Genomic DNA, 20,091 nt, shown 5'->3' on the forward strand with positions numbered 1-20,091 from the left:
TATAGGTCCTCACCAAAGCGAACTCCTATCCAAACTCCGCAGATTTGGAAACGTTCGCCTGTCAGCTCTCGATCGACGCGCGATGCCGGTCGAGGAATTCGAGGACGGCGGCCTTGAACGTCCTGTCGCCGACCGCCAGCATATGATCGCGGTTGGCGATCTCGAACGCTTCCCCGTGAGGCAGGAGTTCCGCGAGCTCTTCAGCGGAGCCCGCGATGTCGTCGCGAGTGCCGACGCCGACGAGGGTCGGCTGCGAGATGGCACGCACTTCGTCGCGTGTCAGTTCCCGGCGCGAGGTGGCGATGCAGGCGGCAAGCGCCAGCCGATCGCTCCGCGTGCGGTCGGCGAAGCTGCGGAACATGCGTCCGCGCTCATGCGACACGTCGTCCAGCGAAGGGGCGCGAAGCGCTTCGGCGATCGGATCCCAGTCGCCGACCCCTTCCACCAGCCCGATGCCGAGCCCACCGAGCACCAGCAGCGGGAAACGGACGGGCGCGGCCAGCGCGGAAAACGCGGACACGCGCGCCCCCATCGAGTAGCCGAAGAGCGCCGCCCGCTCGATCCCCTGCCCGTCCAGAAGCGCCAGAATGTCCGAGCCCATCGCTTCGGGCGTATAGGCCTCGGCCTCGCGCGGCTTGTCGCTTTCTCCGTGCCCGCGATGGTCGAAGGCGAGAACGCGGTAGCCGCCCTTGGTCAACGTATCGACCCAGCCCGGGTCGACCCAGTTGACGCGGATGTTGGAGGCGAACCCATGCACCAGCACGACGACGGGCGCATTCGGGTCCCCCTCGTCGATGAAGTGGAGGCGGAAGCCGGCATTGTGGAACTCGGGCATGGGCGGACTGCTCTGATGGATCGCTCTTGGCCTCGATATCGCGAACGGGCAGCCGATAACCACCCTGTTCTTTTGCCTTCGAGGTCGATAAGTTCCGCCCGCTTCGAGTTCGAGCGAATGGAGACGGCGCCATGGCCGATTACGGAACCCCGCATTTTCAGAACGACGCCGGACATGCGGTGATCGAGATCGGCGTCGCGGAGTTCATGTGCGTCGGTGCGACGCCGCCCTACGACCATCCGCACGTGTTTCTGGACATGGGCGACGAGGGCGAGAAGGTCTGCCCCTACTGCTCGACGCTCTACAAGCACAACACGGCGCTGAAGCGCGACGAAAGCATTCCGCCCGGCTGCTTCTACCGCGAAAAGGCCGCCTGACCGGAAGGCTCGCCGAATGCCCGTCGCCCTGGTCGCCGGGGCCGGCATCGCGGGTCTGACGACGGCGCTGGCGCTGGCTCTGACGGGCTACGAGGTTCGCGTCTTCGAGCGCGCCGAGCATCTCGACCCGGTCGGCGCGGGCCTGCAACTGTCGCCCAACGCGCTCGACGTCCTCGCCTGCCTCGGCCTCGCAGATACCCTATCCCAAATCGGCCTCGGCGCGGATCACGTGATTCTGCGCTCGGCACGCGGGGGGCGGCAACTCGCACGCGTGCCGGTCGCGGCCGGCGACGGGCGCGGCTACCGCGTCCTCCATCGCGCCGATCTCCAGCGCGTCCTGGTCGAGGCGGCGGAGCGCGATCCGCGGATCACGCTGAAACTCGGACACGCCTTCGTTTCGCTGGAGCCGACGGCTATCGGCGTTCGCGCGTCGTTCGACGGCTGGCCCGGCGAAGAAGGAGCCATTCTGGTCACGGCGGATGGCGTCCGCTCCGCCGTCGCCTCTCATCTCGGGTTCGCCGGCCCGGTCTCGTCGGGCGCGGTCGCCCTTCGCATGATGATCCCTGCGTCCGCTGGGCCCTCCGGACCCACCGAGATCGAGGCGTGGCTTGGCCCAAAGCGGCATGCCGTTCGATATCCCGTCAACGCCCGAGGCGATCGCAACCTCGTCCTGATCGTGCCGGAAGGGGATCGGAGGCTGGAGCCGTTCCTCGAATGGGATCCGGCGCTTGCGCGCGCGATCGAAGAGGGCGAGGCGCTCGGGTCCTGGCCGATGGCGACGGTCGCCCCGCGCTGGTCGAGCGGCGGGTCGGTTGCCTTCGTCGGCGATGCTGCGCATGCGATGCTCCCTTATGCGGCGCAAGGGGCGGCGATGGCGATCGAGGATGCCTGGGTTCTCGCCCAATGCCTCGGTGCGCAGGCCGATCGCGAGGGCGCCTTGCGCCGCTACGAGGCGCTTCGCGCTCCGCGCGTCGAACGGGTCCTGCGCCGCGTCGCGTTCCATCGGCGCGTGTATCATCTGGCGCCTCCCCTTTCCTCAGCGCGCGATCTCGCGCTGGGGCTGCGCTCCGATGCTTCGCTCCGCCGCGACCTGTCCTGGCTTTACGATTGGCGTGCCGAACGCCTGGATCCGCCATCGGGCTGACAGACGACCGTTTCATTCCCTTCGCGCCCATCCGGCCTAGATGTTCCGCGACACCGGGTGCCTCCCCAGCCGGCACGCAAGTGCACGGCAGCGGGAGGCGGCCGATATCGCAAGGGACGATACGAAAGGCCGATCGATGTTGAATCTGAAACGCACGGGGCGACTTCTCACGGTGACGGCGCTGGCCGCGTCCACCGCGATGGCCGGCCCGCTTTCCGCCCTTGCACAGGAAGCGGACGCCCCGCCGCCGCAGATCGAGGAAGCCCCGCCGGAAGTCCCGGCTGAGCCGCCGGCCCCCGCGCCCGAGCCGCAGGCGGAACCTGCGCCGGAACCGGAATCACCGCCCCCGCCCCCAGTTCCCGAAGCGCCCGAACCCGCCGCGCCGGAGCCCGCCGATGCGCCGGACGCCTCCGTCCGATCCGCACCCGATACGGGGCCAGCGGAAAACCCGCCGATCGGCAACCCGCAGAACCTGCCGACCGACGACGGAACGCAGAACGACATTTCCAACGGCTCGGCCGAACCCGCCAGCCCGGCAGCCCCAGCGGAAGCGCCGACGCCTCCGCCCGAGCCCGCGGCGCCAGTTCCTGCTCCCGCTTCGAGCGAGCGTCCCGCCGCGCCCGCAGCGGAACCTCCGGCCGCCCCTGCTCCGGAAGTCGGTGAGACACCCGCGGCACCGCCCGCCCCGCCCTCGGCGGTCGAACCACCCGCTCCGCCGGCCCCCGGCGCAGAGCCGACGACGCCCGGAGAGGAGCCTGCCGAGCAGGCCGCGCCGGCCGCCCCGCCGACGGCTCCGACCGACCCGAACCTGCGCGAGCCGACACAGCCGGCGGCTCCCGTCGAACCGGGCACCCCGCCGGCGCCTCCCGCCCCCGGCGGCGCGGCGCCCGTTCCGGCGCCCGGCGCTCGCCCGGCACCTGCGGCACAGCCAGCCCCGGGCGCTGCCCCTGCCGCGCCGCCGGCCGGCACCGCATCGGAGCAGCAGACGCAAGCTCCGCCCCCGCCGCCGACCGAAAATCCGCGTCCGGTCGCGGCCGACATTCAGACGGCGCCCGTGCCCGAAGGTGGCGTTGGCGCGAGCGACGCTCGGGTTCAGCAGTTGGCGGCGCCGGTGGAAATCCGTCCGATCACGGCGGTCGAGGGCCAGCGTCTGGAAGCCGCGCCCCAGGTGGTGCTGCCGCCGGACGTGCAGGTCGTCCAGCGTGTCGGAGACCGCGATATCCTGTCGCTTGTCGGCGCCGGTGTGGCCGGGGCTGCGGCCGGTGGGCTTGCCGCCTACTTCATCCGCTCCGATGACAACGACCGGCTGACCCGCAACTCGCGCGACGTCGAGTTCGAGCAACTGCCGCGCGGCCTGTCGCGCCAGACCATCACGCGGCCGAACGGGGTGCGGATCGTCACCATCGAGAACGAGTACGGCGACGTGATCCAGCGCTCGCGCATCGCGCCGGACGGCCGCGAGACCGTGCTGTTCTACGACCCCTACGCGGAAAACGATCAACGGCCGGACTACTACCGCGACGCGGGCGCCGACCTGCCCCCGATCCGGCTGGAAATCCCGCGCGATCGCTATATCGTCGACGTCGCGGAGCCGGACGAGGATCTCTACTACGACACGATCGTCGCCCCGCCGGTGGAAACCGTCGAGCGGATCTACTCGCTGGACGAGGTCCGCCGTTCGACCCGAATCCGCGACAAGGTTCGCCGGATCGACCTGAACACGGTGAACTTCGGCTTCGGATCGGCGACGATCGAGCAGGGTGAAGTCGAGAACCTTCAGGCGCTGGCCGATGCCGTGAAGCGGGTGATCGATCGCAATCCCGGCGAGGTGTTCCTTCTGGAAGGACACACGGATGCGGTCGGCAGCAACGTCGCGAACCTCGCCTTGTCGGACCGGCGCGCGGAATCCGTCGCCTCGGCCCTGACGGACTATTTCGAGATCCCGCCGGAAAACCTCGTCACGCAGGGCTACGGCGAGGAGGATTTGAAGGTGAACACGCAGGAGGCCAATCGCGAAAACCGGCGGGTGACGCTGCGCCGCATCACCGCCCTTGTGAAGCCTGTCGAGTCCGCGCAGAACCGCTGATGGTGAAGGCGGACGGTAAGTGCATCGTCCGCCTCTCCAACCGTGCGACGACGATCATCCGCTGTCGCCGTCCTCCGCCGTCGCCTTGCGATCGGCCGAAAGGAAGTTGGCCAGCGGCTCCAGGCTCTCGACATATTGCGCGACGATGCGCACGCCGACCATGATCGGCACCGCCAGGAACATCCCGACGACCCCCCAGATCCAGCCCCAGAACGCAACGGCCAGGAAGATCGCCGCCGCGTTCATCGCCAGGCGCTTGCCCACGAGGATCGGCGTTATGAACTGCCCTTCGAGCGTCGTGACGCCGAAGTAGAGGAGCGCCGGCAGGAGCCCGCTCGACACGTTGCCCGTTTCGGCGAGGCCGACGACCCCCACGAGAACGATCCCGGCCAAGGCGCCGAGATAGGGAATGAAGTTCAGCGCGAAGGCGAGAACGCCGAAGACCGGCGCCATGGGCAGCCCGATCGCCCACATCAGCGTGCCGATCGTGATCCCGAGGCCTGCGTTGATCGTCGTGATGGTGAGGAGGTAGCGAGACAGTTCCGTTTCGATCTCGTGCGCGATTGTCAACGCGACCTTCTTGTCCGAGAAGGTCGGCATGGATTCGATCAGCTTCTGGTAGAAGAGGCTGCCCGACGACAGGAGAAAGAACAGGAAAATCAGGGCGAAGGCGATGCTCGCGCCGATCTGCGGCACCATGACCACCGCACTGTTGAGGAGCTTCGGCCCATCGAGGATGACGCTCTGAGGCTGCTCGCCCTCGCCGGCGCCGGTCGTCTTCGTTTGGACGGCCTCTTGCGCTTCGACCTTCGCGCCCTGAAACTGCGTCAGACGATTGCGGATCGTGGACACCTCGTCGTTGACCGCCGCAACGTATCGCGGGACGTTTTCGGCAAGCTCCGCCAGGGGGCCGGTCAGGAAGTAGAAGCCGCCCAGCGTAACGAGAAAGGTGCCGAACACCAGCGCGGCGGCCGTCAGCGGCGGCCAGATCCGCAGGCGCCGCTGGGCGAAGCGCACCACGGGCGATAGAACCAGCATGAACAGCAGCGCGAACACCACCGGCAGGATGAAGCTGGCGGAAAGGTAGAGGGCGCCGAACAGGAGGATCAGAAAGATGCCGGTCACCGCCCAGCGCGGGCCGATCTGGAAGGTTTGCTGGTTGACGAGACCGATCGTCGGCGGTGCGACGGTGGTTTCTCGCGGCTCGGGCTTCGACTCGGGAGGCACAGGCGAATTCCTTGCGGCGAGAGGTTGTCCCTCTCCCTAACAACCCGTACCGTCCGGAGATACCCCTCCGGGCCGTCCCGCTTGGAATCGATTCCGATCCCAAACGGTTTCCGAAGCACGCTCTTCCGTCCGAAAACCGGGAGCCGCGTGCGGAAGTCGAGAGGGCTCGGCCCGTCTTCTTTGATTTCCTAGTGCAGGATCTGGCTGAGGAAGAGCTTGGTGCGCTCGTGCTGGGGATTGGAGAAGAAGGCGTTCGGTTCGTTCTCCTCGACGATCTGGCCGGCGTCCATGAAGATGACGCGGTCGGCCACCTGGCGCGCAAAGCCCATCTCGTGCGTCACGCAAATCATGGTCATGCCCTCGTTGGCGAGCGACACCATCGTGTCGAGCACTTCCTTGACCATCTCGGGATCGAGCGCGGAGGTTGGCTCGTCGAACAGCATGACCTTGGGGCGCATGCAGAGCGCGCGGGCGATCGCCACGCGCTGCTGCTGTCCGCCCGATAGCTGGCCGGGATACTTGTTGGCTTGTTCCGGAATGCGCACGCGCGTGAGGAAGTGCATGGCGACCTCCTCGGCTTGTCTCTTGGGCATCTTGCGCACCCAGATCGGAGCGAGCGTGCAGTTCTCCAGAATGGTCAGATGCGGGAAGAGGTTGAAGTGCTGGAACACCATGCCGACTTCCTGGCGCACCAGATCGATCTTCTTCAGATCGTTGGTGAGTTCCACGTCGTCGACGACGATCGAACCCTTCTGGTGCTCCTCCAGCCGGTTGATGCAGCGGATCATCGTCGACTTGCCCGAGCCGGACGGGCCGCAGACAACGATCTTCTCGCCGCGCTTCACCCGCAGATTGATGTCGCGCAGCACGTGGAACTCGCCGTACCACTTGTTGACGCCGACAAGCTCGATCGCAGTCCCGCCCTTGGGGCCGGTGTCGATCAGGGAGGAGGTTTCGCTCATGGGATGGTCCTGGAACTGAAGGGAAAGGCGCCGGCCGGAAGGCGACCGGCTAGCGCTTGTGCCCACGCGACAGACGCCGCTCGATGAAGACGGAATATCGCGACATGCCGAAGCAGAAGAGCCAGAAGGCGAAGGCGCCGAAGACGAGACCCGTGGCCGGCGTCGAGGGCGTGATCCAGATCGGATCGCCGAAACCGCGACGGATCGTGCCCAGAAGGTCGGCAAGGCCGATGATGTAGACAAGGCTCGTATCCTTGAAGAGCCCGATGAACGTGTTCACGATCCCCGGGATCACGAGCGTCAGCGCCTGCGGCAGGATGATCATGCGCATCTTCTGCCAGTAGGTCAGCGCCATCGCGTCGGCGCCCTCGTACTGACCCTTCGGGATCGCCTGGAGGCCGCCGCGAATCACCTCCGCCATGTAGGCAGCGGCAAACAGCGACACGCCGACGAGGACGCGCAGCAGCTGGTTGAAGCTCACCCCGCTCGGCAGCAGCAGCGGCAGCATGAAGTTCGCCATGAACAGGACGGTGATTAGCGGAACGCCACGCCAGAACTCGATGAAGACGACGCTGAGAAGCCGGACCGCCGGCATATGCGACTGGCGCCCGAGCGCCAGGAGGATGCCGAGCGGCAGTGAGGCTGCGATGCCGGTGAGCGCGACCACGAGGGTGATCAGAAGACCGCCCCAGAGATTGGTCGGCACGTGCTCCAGCCAGAAGTTGGTGGTCAGAATCAGGACGAAGGCGATGGCGACGATCGTCGGAACGAGAAGGGAGACGAGGCCCGCCCCTTCTTCCGCGCTTCGAACCGTCGCCACGACCGCAAGCACGATCGCCAGAACGGCGGCCGCGAAACCAATAAGGCTCAACATTTCGAAGCGAAAGGTCAGGAACGTCTGCCGGCCGCTCGACACGTAGAAGGAGGCGAAGGACAGGACGAAGCCGGCCAGGGCCAGCCAGACCGCCGCCTTCATCGCGGGCGAGCGCATCACCGTGCTGCTGCGTCCGCTTCCCAGAAAAAGGGTCGCAGCCGCCGCCAGCGCGAACACGACGCCGATCCCCGAGCCCGAAAGGGCGAACCGGCCGCCGGTCAGGAGGACCAGGGTGACGAGGGGGAAGACGAGGAACAGAAGCGCGGCGTTCAGCCGCTTGAACGGCGCGCGCGGAATGGCGATCGGCACCATCAGTGCGACGAGCAGCCAGAACACCAGATCCACCCGCCAGCGCTCGTCGAGCGGATAGGTGCCGTAGAGGAACTGGCTGAACTTGGCCGAGATGAAGGCCCAGCAGGCGCCGACCGGGCGGCCCTCTGTTGCCAGACACGCGGTTCGGTCCGCTCCGGTGAAGACGGCGTCCGTCACCGCCCATTGGAAGATGGCTGAGCCGAAATAAGCGATCGCCAGCGCGAAGAGGATCGTCAGGACGGCGTCGAAAGGCGTTGCGAAGAGATGCTTGCGCACTCGCCCTGCAAAGCCCGTCTCGCTGCTGGGTGGGGGAAGCGGCTGAAGCTGGCCGCGCGCGACGAAGTGGGAAACCTGTTCTTCCATCGTTTCCCTCAGCGCTCCACGAGCTTCATGCGGCGGTTGAACCAGTTCATCAGAAGCGACACCGCGACGCTGATTCCGAGATAGACCGACATCCAGATCACCACGACCTCGATCGACTGGCCGGACTGGTTGAGGACCGTCGAGCCGACCGCGACGAGTTCGGGATAGCCGATGGCGAGGCCGAGCGAGCTGTTCTTGATGAGGTTCAGATATTGTGAGGTGAGCGGCGGAATGATCACCCGGAACGCCTGGGGCACGACGACGAGGCGCAGCGCCAAGCCGCGCCGAAGGCCGAGCGCCGCAGAGGCTTCGCTCTGCCCCTTCGACACCGACATGATGCCGGCGCGCACGATCTCGGCGATGAAGGCGGCCGTATAGACCGAAAGCGCCAGGAAGATCGCCAGGAACTCGGGCCGGATCTGGAATCCGCCGCTGAGGTTGAAGGTGCCGCGCTGAGGAACCTCGAGCGTCGCGGGAAAGCCGCTGAGTGCGAAGACCACGAGAGGCAGGCCTATGACGAGCCCCAGCGCGGGCAGGAGCAGACCGGGGCGCGTACCGGTGGCGCGCTGGCGCGCCGCGAACACGCGCGACAGAACGAGCGTCGCCACGATCCCGACGGCCAGCGCCGCCAGCGTCGCTAAGGCGGCAGGCTCGAACATCGCCTTCGGCGTCTGGAGCCCACGATTGGAAAGAAAGGAGTCGAACGGCAGTTCGATCGCCTGCCGCGGCAGCGGCAGCACCGAAAGCACGCCGAAGTACCAGAACAGGATGACGAGCAGCGGGGGGATGTTGCGGAACGTCTCGACATAGACGGTCGAGAGGCCGCGCACGAGGAAGTTGTGCGACAGGCGGCCGATGCCGACGAGGAATCCGAGAACGGTCGCGGCGACGATGCCGGTTCCCGCTACGATCAGCGTGTTGACGACGCCGACCAGAATCGCGCGCCCGTAGCTCGCGTTGTTGGTGTAGTCGATCGGAACCTGTGAGATGTCGAAGCCGGCGCGCGTCGACAGAAAGCCGAAGCCGGAGGCGATGTTGGCGCGCTGCAGGTTCTGCGCCGTGTTGCCGACGATCCACCATGCAAACAAGGCCAGCGAGCCGACCAGGACGACCTGGATGACGACGCTGCGAACCCATGGGTTGGTCAGAAGAGAATCGCTCCGGGTTTCCCGTGGCGTCGTGCCGATGCTGGCCGTCATGAAGATCCTTGGCTACGGAAACGGGACGAGAGATCCGCCGCCAAAAAGGCGGCGGATCCGAAGGCTGGAGATCAGCGGATCGGCGGCGCGTACTGGAGGCCGCCCTTGGTCCACAGCGCGTTCTGGCCGCGCGCGATGCCGAGCGGCGAGCCGGTGCCGATGTTGCGCTCGAAGAGTTCGCCGTAGTTGCCGACGGCCTTCACAATGTTGACCACGAAGTCGTTGGACAAGCCGGCATCGGCGCCGAACGTGCCTTCGACGCCCAGAAGGCGACGGATCTCGGGGTTGGCCGAGGACTTCATCTCCTCGACGTTCGCCTGCGTCACGCCGAGTTCCTCCGCGTTCAAAAGGGCGAAGTGGGTCCACTTGACCACGTTGAACCACTGATCGTCGCCCTGGCGGACGGCAGGGCCGAGCGGCTCCTTGGAGATGATCTCCGGCAGAACGACGTGGTCGTCGGGCGTCGCCAGCTCGAGACGCGAGGCGTAGAGGCCGGACTGGTCGGTGGTCAGGACGTCGCAGCGACCGCTGTCGTAGGCGCTGTTGACGTCCGACTGCGCCTCGATGACGACCGGGTTGTACTGCATGTTGTTGGAAGCGAAGTAGTCGGCCAGATTCAGCTCGGTCGTCGTGCCGCTCTGCACGCAGACCGTGGCGCCCGAGAGCTGGAGCGCGGAGTTCACGTTGAGCTCCTTGCGAACCATGAAGCCCTGGCCGTCATAGTAGTTCACGCCCGCGAACTTGAGGCCGAGCGAGGTGTCGCGGCTCATGGTCCAGGTCGTGTTCCGCGCCAGAATGTCGACTTCGCTGTTCTGCAAGGCGGGGAAGCGCTGCACGGCGGAAAGCGGCGAATACACGACCTTGGAAGGGTCGTTGAAGATCGCGGCGGCGATCGCCTTGCAGTAGTCGACGTCGAGGCCGGCCCACTGCCCCTGGTCGTTCTGGAACCCGAAGCCCGGAAGCCCCGTGTTGACACCGCAGCGAACGGTGCCGCGCGACTTCGTGTCGTCCAGTGTCGCGGCGGACGCCTGGGTCGCGACCACCCCGAGGGTGGAAAGGCACAGCGCTGCGGTCAGGAGCTTCAGTTTCATCGAGATACCTTCAAGTTCATCCGGTTGTTGATATGCTGAAGAGGGGCTCGGCAGTTCGTGACGAGGCAACCGATCTCCGACGGTGCGAACGTGTATGCGCACACGATCTCATGCCATCAGAATGGGCAGGTCAAGCGAGTGATGAAATTTTCCAATGGGAACCATCAAATTTCGCGATGAGTGCTCAAAATTGCTGCAGGATGCTAAAACTTGAGCCGTGATTCTTCTCAGGACGACCCGAATTGGTCGTCATCGACGCGCCAACTCCGGGCAGGTCACGACCCGTCGAATGCTCACGGATTCGTCAACCCGCCCACCGTTCGAGGGTCGACGGTGCTGTTTCCCGACACCGCCACCATGCGGCGGCGAGGCCAGCCCTTCACCTACGGCCTGCGGGGGACCCCCACCCTTCGGGCCCTCGAAGCAGCCATCGACGAGTTGGAGGGATCACACGGCACGGTTCTCGTTCCTTCGGGCCTTGCCGCGGTGTCGCTGCCGCTCCTTGCCTTCCTGTCGGCGGGAGATCATTGCCTCGTCGTCGACAGCGTCTACGGCCCCACCCGCCTGTTCTGCGACACGATGCTCAAGCGTCTGGGGGTCGAGACCGAGTATTTCGATCCGGCGATCGGTGCGGGCCTTCGCGCCCTGATGCGCCCCAACACCCGTGTCGTGCTTCTGGAAGCACCGGGGTCCAACACGTTCGAGATCCTGGACGTTCGGGAGGCCGCGGACATTGCGCGGGCGGGCGGAGCCGTCAGCATGCTCGACAACACCTGGGCGACGCCGCTCTACTTCCGGCCGCTCGACTTCGGCGTGGACCTTTCGATCCATGCGCTGACGAAATATCCCGGGGGACATTCCGACCTTCTCATGGGAAGTGTGTCGGCGACGAAGGATACGTTCGATCGCCTGCGCGATGCGCAGATGCAGCTCGGCATCAACGTTTCGGCGGACGACGCCTATCTCGTGTTCCGCGGCATGAAGACGATGGGCGTGCGCCTGCCCGCCCATCGCGATGCCGCGCTCCAGCTCGCCGCATGGCTGGAAACGCGGGACGAGGTCGCCAGGGTTCTCCATCCCGCCCTTCCCTCGTTTCCGAGCCACGACCTGTGGAGGCGCCAGTTCGGCGGCTCGAGCGGGCTTTTCAGCTTCGTTCTGGCGGGCGGCGGGCGGCGCGAGGCGGCAGCCTTCCTGGATGCGCTGCGGCTGTTCGGCCTCGGCTATTCCTGGGGTGGGTTCGAAAGTCTGGCGCTCGAAGTAGACCTGTCCGACCGCCTGTTCGCCAAAGCGCCGAGCGAAGGGCCGGTGATCCGACTGCAAGTCGGACTGGAGGACGTGAAGGATCTTCAAACGGATCTCGAAGCCGGGTTCGAGGCTCTGCGCGATCTGAGCTAGGTCTATCGACATGGGACGGGTCAAGACATCGTGACCCGCCCTTACGGGATGGAATGGGGGCGCCATCCGTATATCCGGGTATGCCCACCCCGCCGAAACCCTTCGATATCTTCCAGCAGCTCGCCCCCCTTCGGCGCTATGCGCTGTCTTTGACGCGGAACCCGGCGGATGCCGAGGATCTCGTTCACGACACGCTGGTGAAGGCGATCGAAAAGGAAGGGCATTTCCGCCCGGGCGCCGAGGCGCGCTCGTGGCTTTTCGCCATCCTGCACAACACGTTTCTCGACGCACGGCGGCGCTCGCGCACTCGCGCCGCGATCGAGGTCGACGGCTCGGAAGGTGCCGATGCCGCCGTTCCGGCCGGACAGGACGCGTCCATGCGCCTTGCCGACGTCCGCCGCACTTTCATGGCACTGCCGGAGGAACAGCGAGCGGCGCTCCATCTCGTCGCGGTCGAGGGCCTTTCCTACGACGAGGCGGCCGCATCGCTTGCCATTCCGGTCGGCACACTGGTGTCGCGCGTGTCGCGCGCCCGGGCGCAGTTGCGCGCGGCAGACGCCGATCCATCCGGCAACGTCGTCCCCTTCAAGGCTCGCGGAGACCATGATGAACGCGCATCCTGATCCGATCGGCGAGTTCGATCTCGCCGCCTATGTCGACGGACAGCTTCCTTTCCAGCGCCGTTCGCTCATCGAGGGGCATCTCGCGAGCCACCCGCAGGAGGCCGCCAGCGTGATGGCGGATCTGCGTTTGAACACCGAGCTGCGCCTCGCGCTGGGCGCGACTGCGGGCATGGAGCGTCCGCGCACGAGCGACGCGGCGCGCCGGCTCCAGGGTGCGAGGTCGCGGCGGCGACTGGCGCCCGTGTTTCGACGCTTCGCCGCGATCGGTCTCCTCCTGGCCGTCGGCTGGGTCGCGCATTCGCAGTTCGGCCCGCTCGGCGTTCGCGAAAGCGTGGCGTCCGCAAGGCCCCCCGCCTTCGTCGAGGATGCGATGCGCGCCCATCGCACCAGCCTCATCCGGGCGGGAATGGCCTCGCAGCCGGAAACGAAGCGCTACGACCCGGCCGAAATCCTGTCCGCCACCGCCATCTCGATGCCGACCCTGCCGGGCGACTGGACGGTCACCGACGTCCAGATCTTTCCATCGACCTACGGTCCGAGCGTCGAACTGGCCCTTCGGGCGCCGGGAAACGAATCGCTTTCCCTCTACGCGGTGCGACCCGGCGCCTTCGATGTGACGGAGGCGCGGCTCACCCCGTCGCCCGGCGATGTCGCGGCCTACTGGCAGATCGGCGAGGTCGCCTATGCGCTCGTCGCGCCCGAACTCGATCGCGCACAGCTCGGCCAGTGGGCCGGCACGCTGGCGCGAACGCTCTACTGACACGATCCACAACGGAGATCAGATCCATGAACTCACCCTTCCGGGGGTTCGGCGTCCGCGATACGGGCGCCTACCAGTCGCAGGCCGTCTTCGACGAGGGCCTGCGCCAGCACATGCTGCGCGTCTACAACTACATGGGCCTCGGCCTCGTCGTGACCGGCATCGTCGCTTTCGTGGTCGGCAACACGCCGGCGCTCTACGTGCCGATCTTCCAGTCGCCGCTGAAATGGGTGGTGATGCTGGCGCCGCTCGCCTTCGTGCTGTTCTTCTCCTTCCGCATCCACGCCATTTCGGCAGGCGCGGCGCAGGCCCTTTTCTGGAGCTTCTGCGCGGTGATGGGCCTGTCGCTCGCCTCGGTGTTCCTCGTGTTCACGGGCGCCAGCATCGCCAACACGTTCTTCATCGCGGCCGCGATGTTCGGCGCGACCAGCCTCTACGGCTACACGACCAAGCGCGACCTGACGCAGTTCGGCTCGCTTCTGATCATGGGCCTGATCGGCGTGGTGATCGCCAGCCTCGTCAATATCTTCATCGGCTCGTCGGCGCTTCAGTTCGCGATCTCGGTGATCGGCATCATGGTCTTCGTGGGTCTCACTGCATGGGACACGCAGACCATCAAGGAACAGTACGCCGAGAACATCTCAGCGGAATCGCGTCAGAAGATGGCCGTGTTCGGAGCCTTCTCCCTCTTCCTCAATTTCATCAATATCTTCCAGCTCCTTCTGAACTTCACGGGCGAGCGCGAGTAGGCCGGGCCGGAACAGGACACGACAGATGGACACCAACGACCGTCAGGCCATTTCGGGCCTTTTCGACAAGCTCGGCACCGTCGAGCGCGACATGCCGCAGCGGGATGCGGAAGCCGAGCGCTTCATCGCGGAGCGCATCGGCCAGCAGCCGGCCTCGCCCTACTACATGGCGCAGACCATCGTGATGCAGCAGGCGGCGCTGGAGAACCAGCAGCGCGAACTCGACGCGCTTCGCGCCGACGCGTCGAACGCGCGCGCTCCGCAGGCGGGCAGCGGCGGCGGCTTCCTGTCGCGCATGTTCGGCGGCAACGAGGCTCCCGCACGACAAGCGCCTTCTCCGGCCTACGCACCGCAGGCCGCGCGTCCGGGGTCCGGTGCCGGCCCCTGGGGCGGGGCGGGCGCGGCGGCCCCGCAGGGCGGCATGATGGCTGGGCGCGGCGGCGGGGGCTTCCTCGCCGGTGCAGCGCAGACCGCGATGGGCGTTGCGGGCGGCGTCCTCCTGGGCAACGCGATCGGGGGCATGTTCGGCAGCGGCGAAGCGCAGGCTGCCGAAACCCCGGCGTCCGAGCCGGAGCAGCACGAGCCGGCCGTCGACGAGACCGCCGACGAGGGCGGCTTCTTCGACGACGGCGGCGGCTTCGACGAAATCTGATCTTTTACCCAAGCCACGCAATCGTTTACCAAATCGAGGCCCGATCCGGTCTAGGATCGGGCCTCGTCATTCCTTCGTCGCGCTCGGCCCCGATGCTGGGCGCTCCGATCCGGCCATACTTCTTGCGCGGCAGCACTCACGATGGACGCCTTTCTTGTCGAACTCGGTGAACTGATCCGAGCCAATCCAGGCTGGGCAGCCGTCATCGTGGCGGGAATCTGCCTCGGCGAGTCGCTTGTGCTCGTCGGTCTCGTCATTCCGGCAACCGCCGTGATGCTGCTGATCGGCGGCATGATGGGCTCGGGCGTCATCGATCCCGTGACCACGCTGATCGCCGCCGCCGTCGGTGCCGTGGTCGGCGACGTGATCTCCTACTTTCTCGGACGCTGGCTCGGCCCCGGCATCGTGCATCGCCGCCCCTTGCGCCGGTATCGCCATGCGGTGGCCAAGACCCGGCTGTTCTTCCGCCGCTACGGTTTCTGGGCGGTGTTCCTCGGGCGTTTCCTCGGGCCGATCCGGTCCACCGTGCCGCTCGTCGCCGGCATGATGGCGATGGACCAGAAGCGGTTTCAGCTCGCCAACGTCCTCTCGGCCGTCGTCTGGGCGCCGGCCATGTTCGCCCCGGGATGGCTCGGCATGAAGGGCGCGCAGGGCTTGACCGAAATGTCCGGCGGCACCGTCCTCATTCTTCTTCTCGGAATCCTCGCCGTCACCGCGATCGCGACGGTCGTCGGCAGCCGCCATTTCGGCAGGGATCGGCGGGCGCGGCGTCCGGTTCGGAGCGCGAGCTGAGCGAGGGGCCGCGCCGGTGGCGCCCGCCCGCATCGGCTGGGGCATCGTCGGCACCGGCGTGATCGCCGAGCGCTTCGGCGGCGACCTCCTCCATTCCGCCAGCGGCCGTGTCGCGGCCGTCGCCTCGCGCGACGCGGACCGCGCCCGTGCGTTGGTAGGGCACCTCGCCCCGGGCGCGTTCGGAGGAACGCTCGACGAGGTCCTTTCGCATCCCTCGGTCGACGCCGTCTACATCGCGAGCCCGACGGCCCAACACCGGACACATGCGCTGGCCGCGATCGCGGCGGGAAAGCCGGTTCTCGTCGAGAAGCCGTTGGCGGCCGGCGCGAGCGAAGCACGCGAGATTGCCGAGGCGGCTTCGAGTATCGGTGTTCTGTGCATGGAGGCCATGTGGATGCGCTTCACACCCGGCATTCAGACCGCCAAGCGGATGCTAGACGACGGTTGGATCGGCGAGATCCGGCAGTTCGAGGCGCAGCTCGGCTACCCCAACGCGTTCGATCCGGGAAGCCGCCTCTTCGACCCCGCGCTCGGCGGCGGCGCCCATCTCGACCTCGGCGTTTACCCGCTCTCGCTAGCGTTTCACCTGCTGGGACCGCCCGAAGATGTCGCGCACACCGCGATACCTGCGCCGAACGGCGTGCCGATGGCCGGCGGCCTCCTCCTGCGCTATCCGAACGCGGTGGCGACGCTCGGTTTCTCGTTTCTGGCGGAGGGGCGAAACGATGCTCATCTGTCGGGTACAGGCGGACGGTTGCGCATCCAGGCGCCGTTCCTCTGCCCGCCATCCGTATCGCTGCGCCGATCTTCCTCGCCATCGGAGGGGAAACCATTAATGCAACCACTACCCGGCAAGCAGGGCGGGCGGTCGAAGGCCCTACGCAGCTTCCTGTCGCAGTGGCGCGAGCGTCCGGTGCCGACGCTTTATCGCGGAACCGGGCTTCAATATCAGGCGGATCACTTCGCCGAACTCATGCATGCCGGCGCGACGGACAGCCCGGTGATGCCGCTGGCGCAGTCGATCGCGGTGCTCGGCATTCTCGACCGCTTCAGCGATCGACCGTGAAGCGTTTCAGCATGGCGCGCGCGGTGCGCCAAACGGGCTTGGGCGCATAGGCATAAAGGTAGTGCGCCGCGACAAGCGCCACCGGATAGCGGCGCCAGAACTGGGCGAGCGGCAGGATGAAAGGGTTGCGGCTGCTCGCGACCGCCCGCTCGGACACGCGCCGCAAGTCGTCCAGCGGCGCCTTCGCCGGATCGAGATGCGACAGCGGCTCCAGCGCTTCCGTCGCGGTCGCCAGATATCCGCGCGTTTCCGCTACAGCCGCAAAGAGGCGCTCCGCCGCATGCGCGGCCGTCCCGTCCAACTGTCCGCGCTCGGCCACGAATAGCCGGTCGAGCGAAGGATCGGCGAAGGGCAGAAGGGCGTCCCGACGAAACCAGAACATCGACCCGGCGGCGAAGCGTCGGGTTTCCAGCGCGCCGAGGTCGAGATCGAGCGACATGGCGTCGATCATGCGTCGCGTGATGCGCCGGTTGAGAACGATGCGCGAGCGCAGCTCCAGAAGATGGGCCTCGGGTGCGACGAGGCCGATCCGAGGCTCGCGCTCCATCGCGTCCAAGACAAAGGGATTGCCGCCCCCACCTGCCAGAAGCGAGCGCGCGAGGAACCGGCGCCAGTCCTCGCCGTCCTCGCGGTGCGTCGAGCGCTTGGTGTGCAGCTTCAGCCCGATCTCGAAACCGGTGGACCGCGCCTGCAGCGCCTTCATGAAGGGGAGAACGTCCCGCCCCCGGTTTTCGACCGTCACCCGCTCGCAAAAGGCCAGATGCGGGCTGTCGACGGCGGCGAGTTCCATCCCTTCGTCGCGGCACGTCAGCACCAGCCCGAACGGCCGGGAAAAGGCGGCGCCGATTTCGGCCGCCATCTCCGCCCAAACATCGGGATAATGGACATGGACGAAGACGACCGGAACACCCCTCATGCGTCAGGCGGCGGCGCGCAAGGCGGCTAGGCAACGCACGACGCCGCTCTGCCAGTCCGGCAGCGCATGATCGAAGGCCGAGCGAAACTTCGCCGTGTCGAGCCGCGAGTTGGCAGGTCGCGCAGCGGGCGTCGGGTAGTCCGCCGTGCCGATCGCCTCAACCCGCGCGCTCGCGCCGCCGAGTTCGGCCGAACGCGCCAGAATCTCGGCCGCGAAGCCCGCCCAGGTCGTCTCGCCGTCGGCCACCATGTGGTAGGTGCCGAAGGGCGCATCTTCGCCGCGATCCACCAACGAGCGGGCAACCGTCAGGATGCCCGCGGCGATGTCGGGCGCATAGGTCGGCGTACCGTGCTGATCGCCGACGACGCGCAGCGTGTCGCGATCGCTGGCCAACCGCAGCATCGTCTTCAGGAAGTTGTTGCCGTAGGGCCCGTAGACCCAGGCCGTGCGCAGGATGACATGCGACGGGTTGGCACGTGCGACGGCCTCTTCGCCCACTAGCTTGGAGCGACCGTAGACGCCCTTCGGTCCGGTCGCGTCGGTTTCGACATAGGGCCCCGCCTTGTCGCCGGAAAACACGTAGTCGGTGGAGATGTGGATCACCGGAAGGCCGGCTTCGGCGGCGGCCGCGGCGACGTTCCCGGCCCCTTGCGCGTTGATCGCGAAGGCGGCGGCTTCGTCGCCTTCGGCCTTGTCCACCGCCGTATAGGCGGCGGCGTTCACCACCACGTCCGGCCGAACACCGGCGATCGCGGCGTCGATCGAGGCGCGGTCCGTCAGGTCGAGCGCGGGGCGCCCGATCGCCGAGACTTCGACGCCCTCGCCCGCCGCGCCGAGAAGGGCCTGGGCGACCTGGCCTTCGCGCCCGGTGACCAGAAGCCTCATGCGGCAGGCGCCTTCGCCGCACCCAGACGCTCGCCGGAATAGCGCTTCTCGCGAATCGGCCGCCACCACTCCGGATTCTCGAGATACCAGGCGATGGTTTTTTCGAGACCGGTCTCGAACGTTTCCTCCGCGCGCCAGCCGAGTTCGGTCTCGATGCGCGTCGCGTCGATGGCATAGCGAAGGTCGTGCCCCGGACGGTCGGAAACGAAGTCGATCAGCTCGCGGCGCGAGCGCCCGTTTTCCAGCGGCGACAAGCGGTCCAGCGTATCGCAGATCGTCTCCACGACGGCGAGGTTGGAGCGCTCGTTGCGCCCGCCGATATTGTAGGAGCGGCCCGGCTCGCCCTTGGTCGCGACGAGGGCCAGCGCGCGGGCGTGGTCGTCGACATAGAGCCAGTCGCGCACGTTCTCGCCCTTGCCGTAGACCGGCAGGCGCTTGCCCTCCAGCCCGTTGAGGATCACGAGCGGGATCAGCTTCTCGGGGAAATGGTAGGGACCGTAGTTGTTGGAGCAGTTCGAGAGCACCACCGGCATGTGATACGTGTGGTGCCACGCCATCGCGAGGTGATCGGACGAGGCCTTGGACGCAGAATAGGGCGAGGACGGCGCGTAGGGCGTTTCCTCCGTGAAGAGGCTGTCGTCCAGCGGAAGATCGCCATACACCTCGTCGGTCGAGATGTGATGGAAGCGGAAACCCTCCTTCTTCGCGCCGGTCAGCCCGGACCAGTAGGCACGAGCGGCTTCCAGAAGCTCGTAGGTGCCGACGATATTGGTCTGGATGAAGTCGCCCGGACCATCGATCGAGCGATCCACATGGCTTTCCGCCGCCAGATGCATGATCGCGTCGATCTCGTGCTCTCGCAGGAGATCGGCCACGAGCGCGCGGTCGAGGATGTCGCCTTGCACGAAGCGATAGCGCGGGCTGTTCTCGATGGCGTTCAGCGAGGTGAGGTTCGCAGCATAGGTCAGCTTGTCGAGATTGACGACCGAATGCTCGGTGTCGCGCACGAGATGCCGGCAGACGGCCGAGCCGATGAAGCCGGCGCCGCCGGTGACGAGAATGTTCACGCCGATGCTCCCGAATACACGAAGGGGGATTCGATCTCAGCGAGCCGCGGGGCCGCCTTGTCCTTGGCCGAGAGCACGGGATCGCGGCCGTCGAGCGGCCAGGAGATCGCGAAATCCGGGTCGTCGAAGCGGATGGAGCGGTCGTGCTCGCCGCTATAGGGGGCGGACACCTTGTAGAACACTTCCGTATGCGGCTCGAGCGTCAGGAACCCGTGCGCGAAGCCGACCGGCACGAGAATCTGGTTGAACGCGTCCGCCGAAAGTTCGAGGGCGACCCATCGCCGATAGGTCGGAGAGCCCTTCCGGATGTCCACCGCCACATCGAGGATGCGGCCGCGCAGGACGCGCACCAGCTTGTCCTGAGCGAAGGGCGGCTCCTGATAGTGCAGGCCGCGCAGCGTGAAGACTTCAGCCGAATAGGATTGGTTGTCCTGCATCCAGTCGATATCGACCCCCTGCCCCTTCAGCCGCTGCCGGTTGAAGGTTTCGGAAAAGAAGCCCCGGTCGTCGCCGAACTTGCGGGGTTTGAGTTCGAGAACCTCGGGGATATCCAAGGGCCGGATATCGAGCATGGGGCAGCCTTCGTGCTGGTTCGGTCGGAACGCTTTCTGCGTCATCGCGGCCCACGCTGCAAGGAAAAGCGGCGCGATGGTGGGGCGATCGGCATATCCAACTGGCAAGTTCGGCCGCCAACGGATACACCACCGCCGCAACCT

General features: G+C 66.7%; 20 protein-coding genes. 10 read left to right on the forward strand and 10 right to left on the reverse strand.

Translation table 11 applies throughout. The features are described 5' to 3' along the window. Positions 1 to 61 precede the first annotated feature (61 nt). Positions 62 to 835 carry an alpha/beta fold hydrolase gene (locus tag H7A85_RS05205; protein ID WP_182084820.1) on the reverse strand — a complete coding sequence of 258 codons (774 nt, stop codon included), beginning with the start codon at positions 833 to 835 and terminating at the stop codon, positions 62 to 64. Positions 836 to 966: 131 nt separating this feature from the next. On the opposite strand from H7A85_RS05205, the gene H7A85_RS05210 reads away from it, so the two are divergent. From H7A85_RS05210 to H7A85_RS05220, 3 genes are all read left to right on the forward strand, one after another. After that, positions 967 to 1,212 carry a zinc-finger domain-containing protein gene (locus H7A85_RS05210; RefSeq protein ID WP_182084821.1) on the forward strand — a complete coding sequence of 82 codons (246 nt, stop codon included), beginning with the start codon at positions 967 to 969 and terminating at the stop codon, positions 1,210 to 1,212. Positions 1,213 to 1,228: 16 nt separating this feature from the next. Continuing rightward, positions 1,229 to 2,356 carry an FAD-dependent monooxygenase gene (locus tag H7A85_RS05215; protein WP_182084822.1) on the forward strand — a complete coding sequence of 376 codons (1,128 nt, stop codon included), beginning with the start codon at positions 1,229 to 1,231 and terminating at the stop codon, positions 2,354 to 2,356. 136 nt (positions 2,357 to 2,492) lie between these two features. Next, positions 2,493 to 4,442: an OmpA family protein gene (locus tag H7A85_RS05220; RefSeq protein ID WP_244630960.1), complete on the forward strand. Its 1,950-nt coding sequence runs from the start codon at positions 2,493 to 2,495 to the stop codon at positions 4,440 to 4,442. Between the two features lie 54 nt (positions 4,443 to 4,496). Here H7A85_RS05220 and H7A85_RS05225 read toward each other — a convergent pair whose 3' ends face one another. The 5 genes from H7A85_RS05225 to H7A85_RS05245 form a co-directional block, all read right to left on the reverse strand. Beyond that, positions 4,497 to 5,669 carry an AI-2E family transporter gene (locus H7A85_RS05225; protein WP_244630961.1) on the reverse strand — a complete coding sequence of 391 codons (1,173 nt, stop codon included), beginning with the start codon at positions 5,667 to 5,669 and terminating at the stop codon, positions 4,497 to 4,499. Positions 5,670 to 5,857: 188 nt separating this feature from the next. Then, complete coding sequence (locus tag H7A85_RS05230) at positions 5,858 to 6,631, reverse strand: amino acid ABC transporter ATP-binding protein (RefSeq protein ID WP_210270219.1); 774 nt, start codon at positions 6,629 to 6,631, stop codon at positions 5,858 to 5,860. A gap of 49 nt (positions 6,632 to 6,680) precedes the next feature. Then, entirely contained in the window at positions 6,681 to 8,180 is a 1,500-nt protein-coding gene (locus H7A85_RS05235) for an amino acid ABC transporter permease (RefSeq protein WP_182084823.1), read from the reverse strand. A gap of 8 nt (positions 8,181 to 8,188) precedes the next feature. Next, positions 8,189 to 9,379 carry an amino acid ABC transporter permease gene (locus H7A85_RS05240; protein ID WP_182084824.1) on the reverse strand — a complete coding sequence of 397 codons (1,191 nt, stop codon included), beginning with the start codon at positions 9,377 to 9,379 and terminating at the stop codon, positions 8,189 to 8,191. A gap of 71 nt (positions 9,380 to 9,450) precedes the next feature. After that, on the reverse strand, positions 9,451 to 10,470 hold the full coding sequence (locus H7A85_RS05245; RefSeq protein ID WP_182084825.1) for an amino acid ABC transporter substrate-binding protein: 1,020 nt from the start codon (positions 10,468 to 10,470) through the stop codon (positions 9,451 to 9,453). Between the two features lie 210 nt (positions 10,471 to 10,680). On the opposite strand from H7A85_RS05245, the gene metC reads away from it, so the two are divergent. From metC to H7A85_RS05280, 7 genes are all read left to right on the forward strand, one after another. Further along, the gene (metC, locus tag H7A85_RS05250) at positions 10,681 to 11,865 is read left to right on the forward strand and encodes a cystathionine beta-lyase (protein WP_182084826.1); all 1,185 of its coding nucleotides are present in this window, start codon (positions 10,681 to 10,683) and stop codon (positions 11,863 to 11,865) included. Positions 11,866 to 11,945: 80 nt separating this feature from the next. Next, on the forward strand, positions 11,946 to 12,488 hold the full coding sequence (locus H7A85_RS05255; protein WP_182084827.1) for a sigma-70 family RNA polymerase sigma factor: 543 nt from the start codon (positions 11,946 to 11,948) through the stop codon (positions 12,486 to 12,488). After that, a complete protein-coding gene (locus H7A85_RS05260; RefSeq protein WP_182084828.1) occupies positions 12,472 to 13,248 on the forward strand; it encodes an anti-sigma factor in 777 nt (258 codons plus the stop codon). The genes H7A85_RS05255 and H7A85_RS05260 overlap by 17 nt, the downstream gene beginning before the upstream one ends. Before the next feature lie 26 nt (positions 13,249 to 13,274). Continuing rightward, the gene (locus tag H7A85_RS05265; RefSeq protein ID WP_182084829.1) at positions 13,275 to 13,997 is read left to right on the forward strand and encodes a Bax inhibitor-1/YccA family protein; all 723 of its coding nucleotides are present in this window, start codon (positions 13,275 to 13,277) and stop codon (positions 13,995 to 13,997) included. A 25-nt stretch (positions 13,998 to 14,022) separates the two neighbouring features. Then, positions 14,023 to 14,649: a DUF2076 domain-containing protein gene (locus H7A85_RS05270; protein ID WP_182084830.1), complete on the forward strand. Its 627-nt coding sequence runs from the start codon at positions 14,023 to 14,025 to the stop codon at positions 14,647 to 14,649. 141 nt (positions 14,650 to 14,790) lie between these two features. Then, positions 14,791 to 15,441, forward strand: a complete 651-nt coding sequence (locus tag H7A85_RS05275) for a DedA family protein (RefSeq protein WP_182084831.1) — start codon at positions 14,791 to 14,793, stop codon at positions 15,439 to 15,441. 16 nt (positions 15,442 to 15,457) lie between these two features. Beyond that, on the forward strand, positions 15,458 to 16,507 hold the full coding sequence (locus H7A85_RS05280; RefSeq protein WP_182084832.1) for a Gfo/Idh/MocA family oxidoreductase: 1,050 nt from the start codon (positions 15,458 to 15,460) through the stop codon (positions 16,505 to 16,507). Here the strand turns inward: H7A85_RS05280 and H7A85_RS05285 are convergent. Genes H7A85_RS05285 through rfbC form a run of 4 tightly spaced genes read right to left on the reverse strand, consistent with a single transcriptional unit; the run spans position 16,491 to position 19,947 of the window. After that, positions 16,491 to 17,423: a rhamnan synthesis F family protein gene (locus H7A85_RS05285; RefSeq protein WP_182084833.1), complete on the reverse strand. Its 933-nt coding sequence runs from the start codon at positions 17,421 to 17,423 to the stop codon at positions 16,491 to 16,493. The two genes, H7A85_RS05280 and H7A85_RS05285, sit on opposite strands and share 17 nt — an antisense overlap. Before the next feature lie 3 nt (positions 17,424 to 17,426). Next, positions 17,427 to 18,308, reverse strand: coding sequence for a dTDP-4-dehydrorhamnose reductase (rfbD, locus tag H7A85_RS05290; RefSeq protein ID WP_182084834.1), 882 nt, complete (start codon positions 18,306 to 18,308; stop codon positions 17,427 to 17,429). Continuing rightward, positions 18,305 to 19,375: a dTDP-glucose 4,6-dehydratase gene (gene rfbB / locus H7A85_RS05295; protein WP_182084835.1), complete on the reverse strand. Its 1,071-nt coding sequence runs from the start codon at positions 19,373 to 19,375 to the stop codon at positions 18,305 to 18,307. The genes rfbD and rfbB overlap by 4 nt, the downstream gene beginning before the upstream one ends. After that, positions 19,372 to 19,947 (reverse strand): dTDP-4-dehydrorhamnose 3,5-epimerase, encoded by a 576-nt coding sequence (gene rfbC, locus H7A85_RS05300; RefSeq protein WP_182084836.1) that lies wholly within the window; start codon positions 19,945 to 19,947, stop codon positions 19,372 to 19,374. The genes rfbB and rfbC overlap by 4 nt, the downstream gene beginning before the upstream one ends. Positions 19,948 to 20,091 lie beyond the last annotated feature (144 nt).

This window comes from Aureimonas sp. ME7 (genome assembly GCF_903970965.1).
In the GTDB taxonomy this organism is placed as follows: domain Bacteria; phylum Pseudomonadota; class Alphaproteobacteria; order Rhizobiales; family Rhizobiaceae; genus Aureimonas.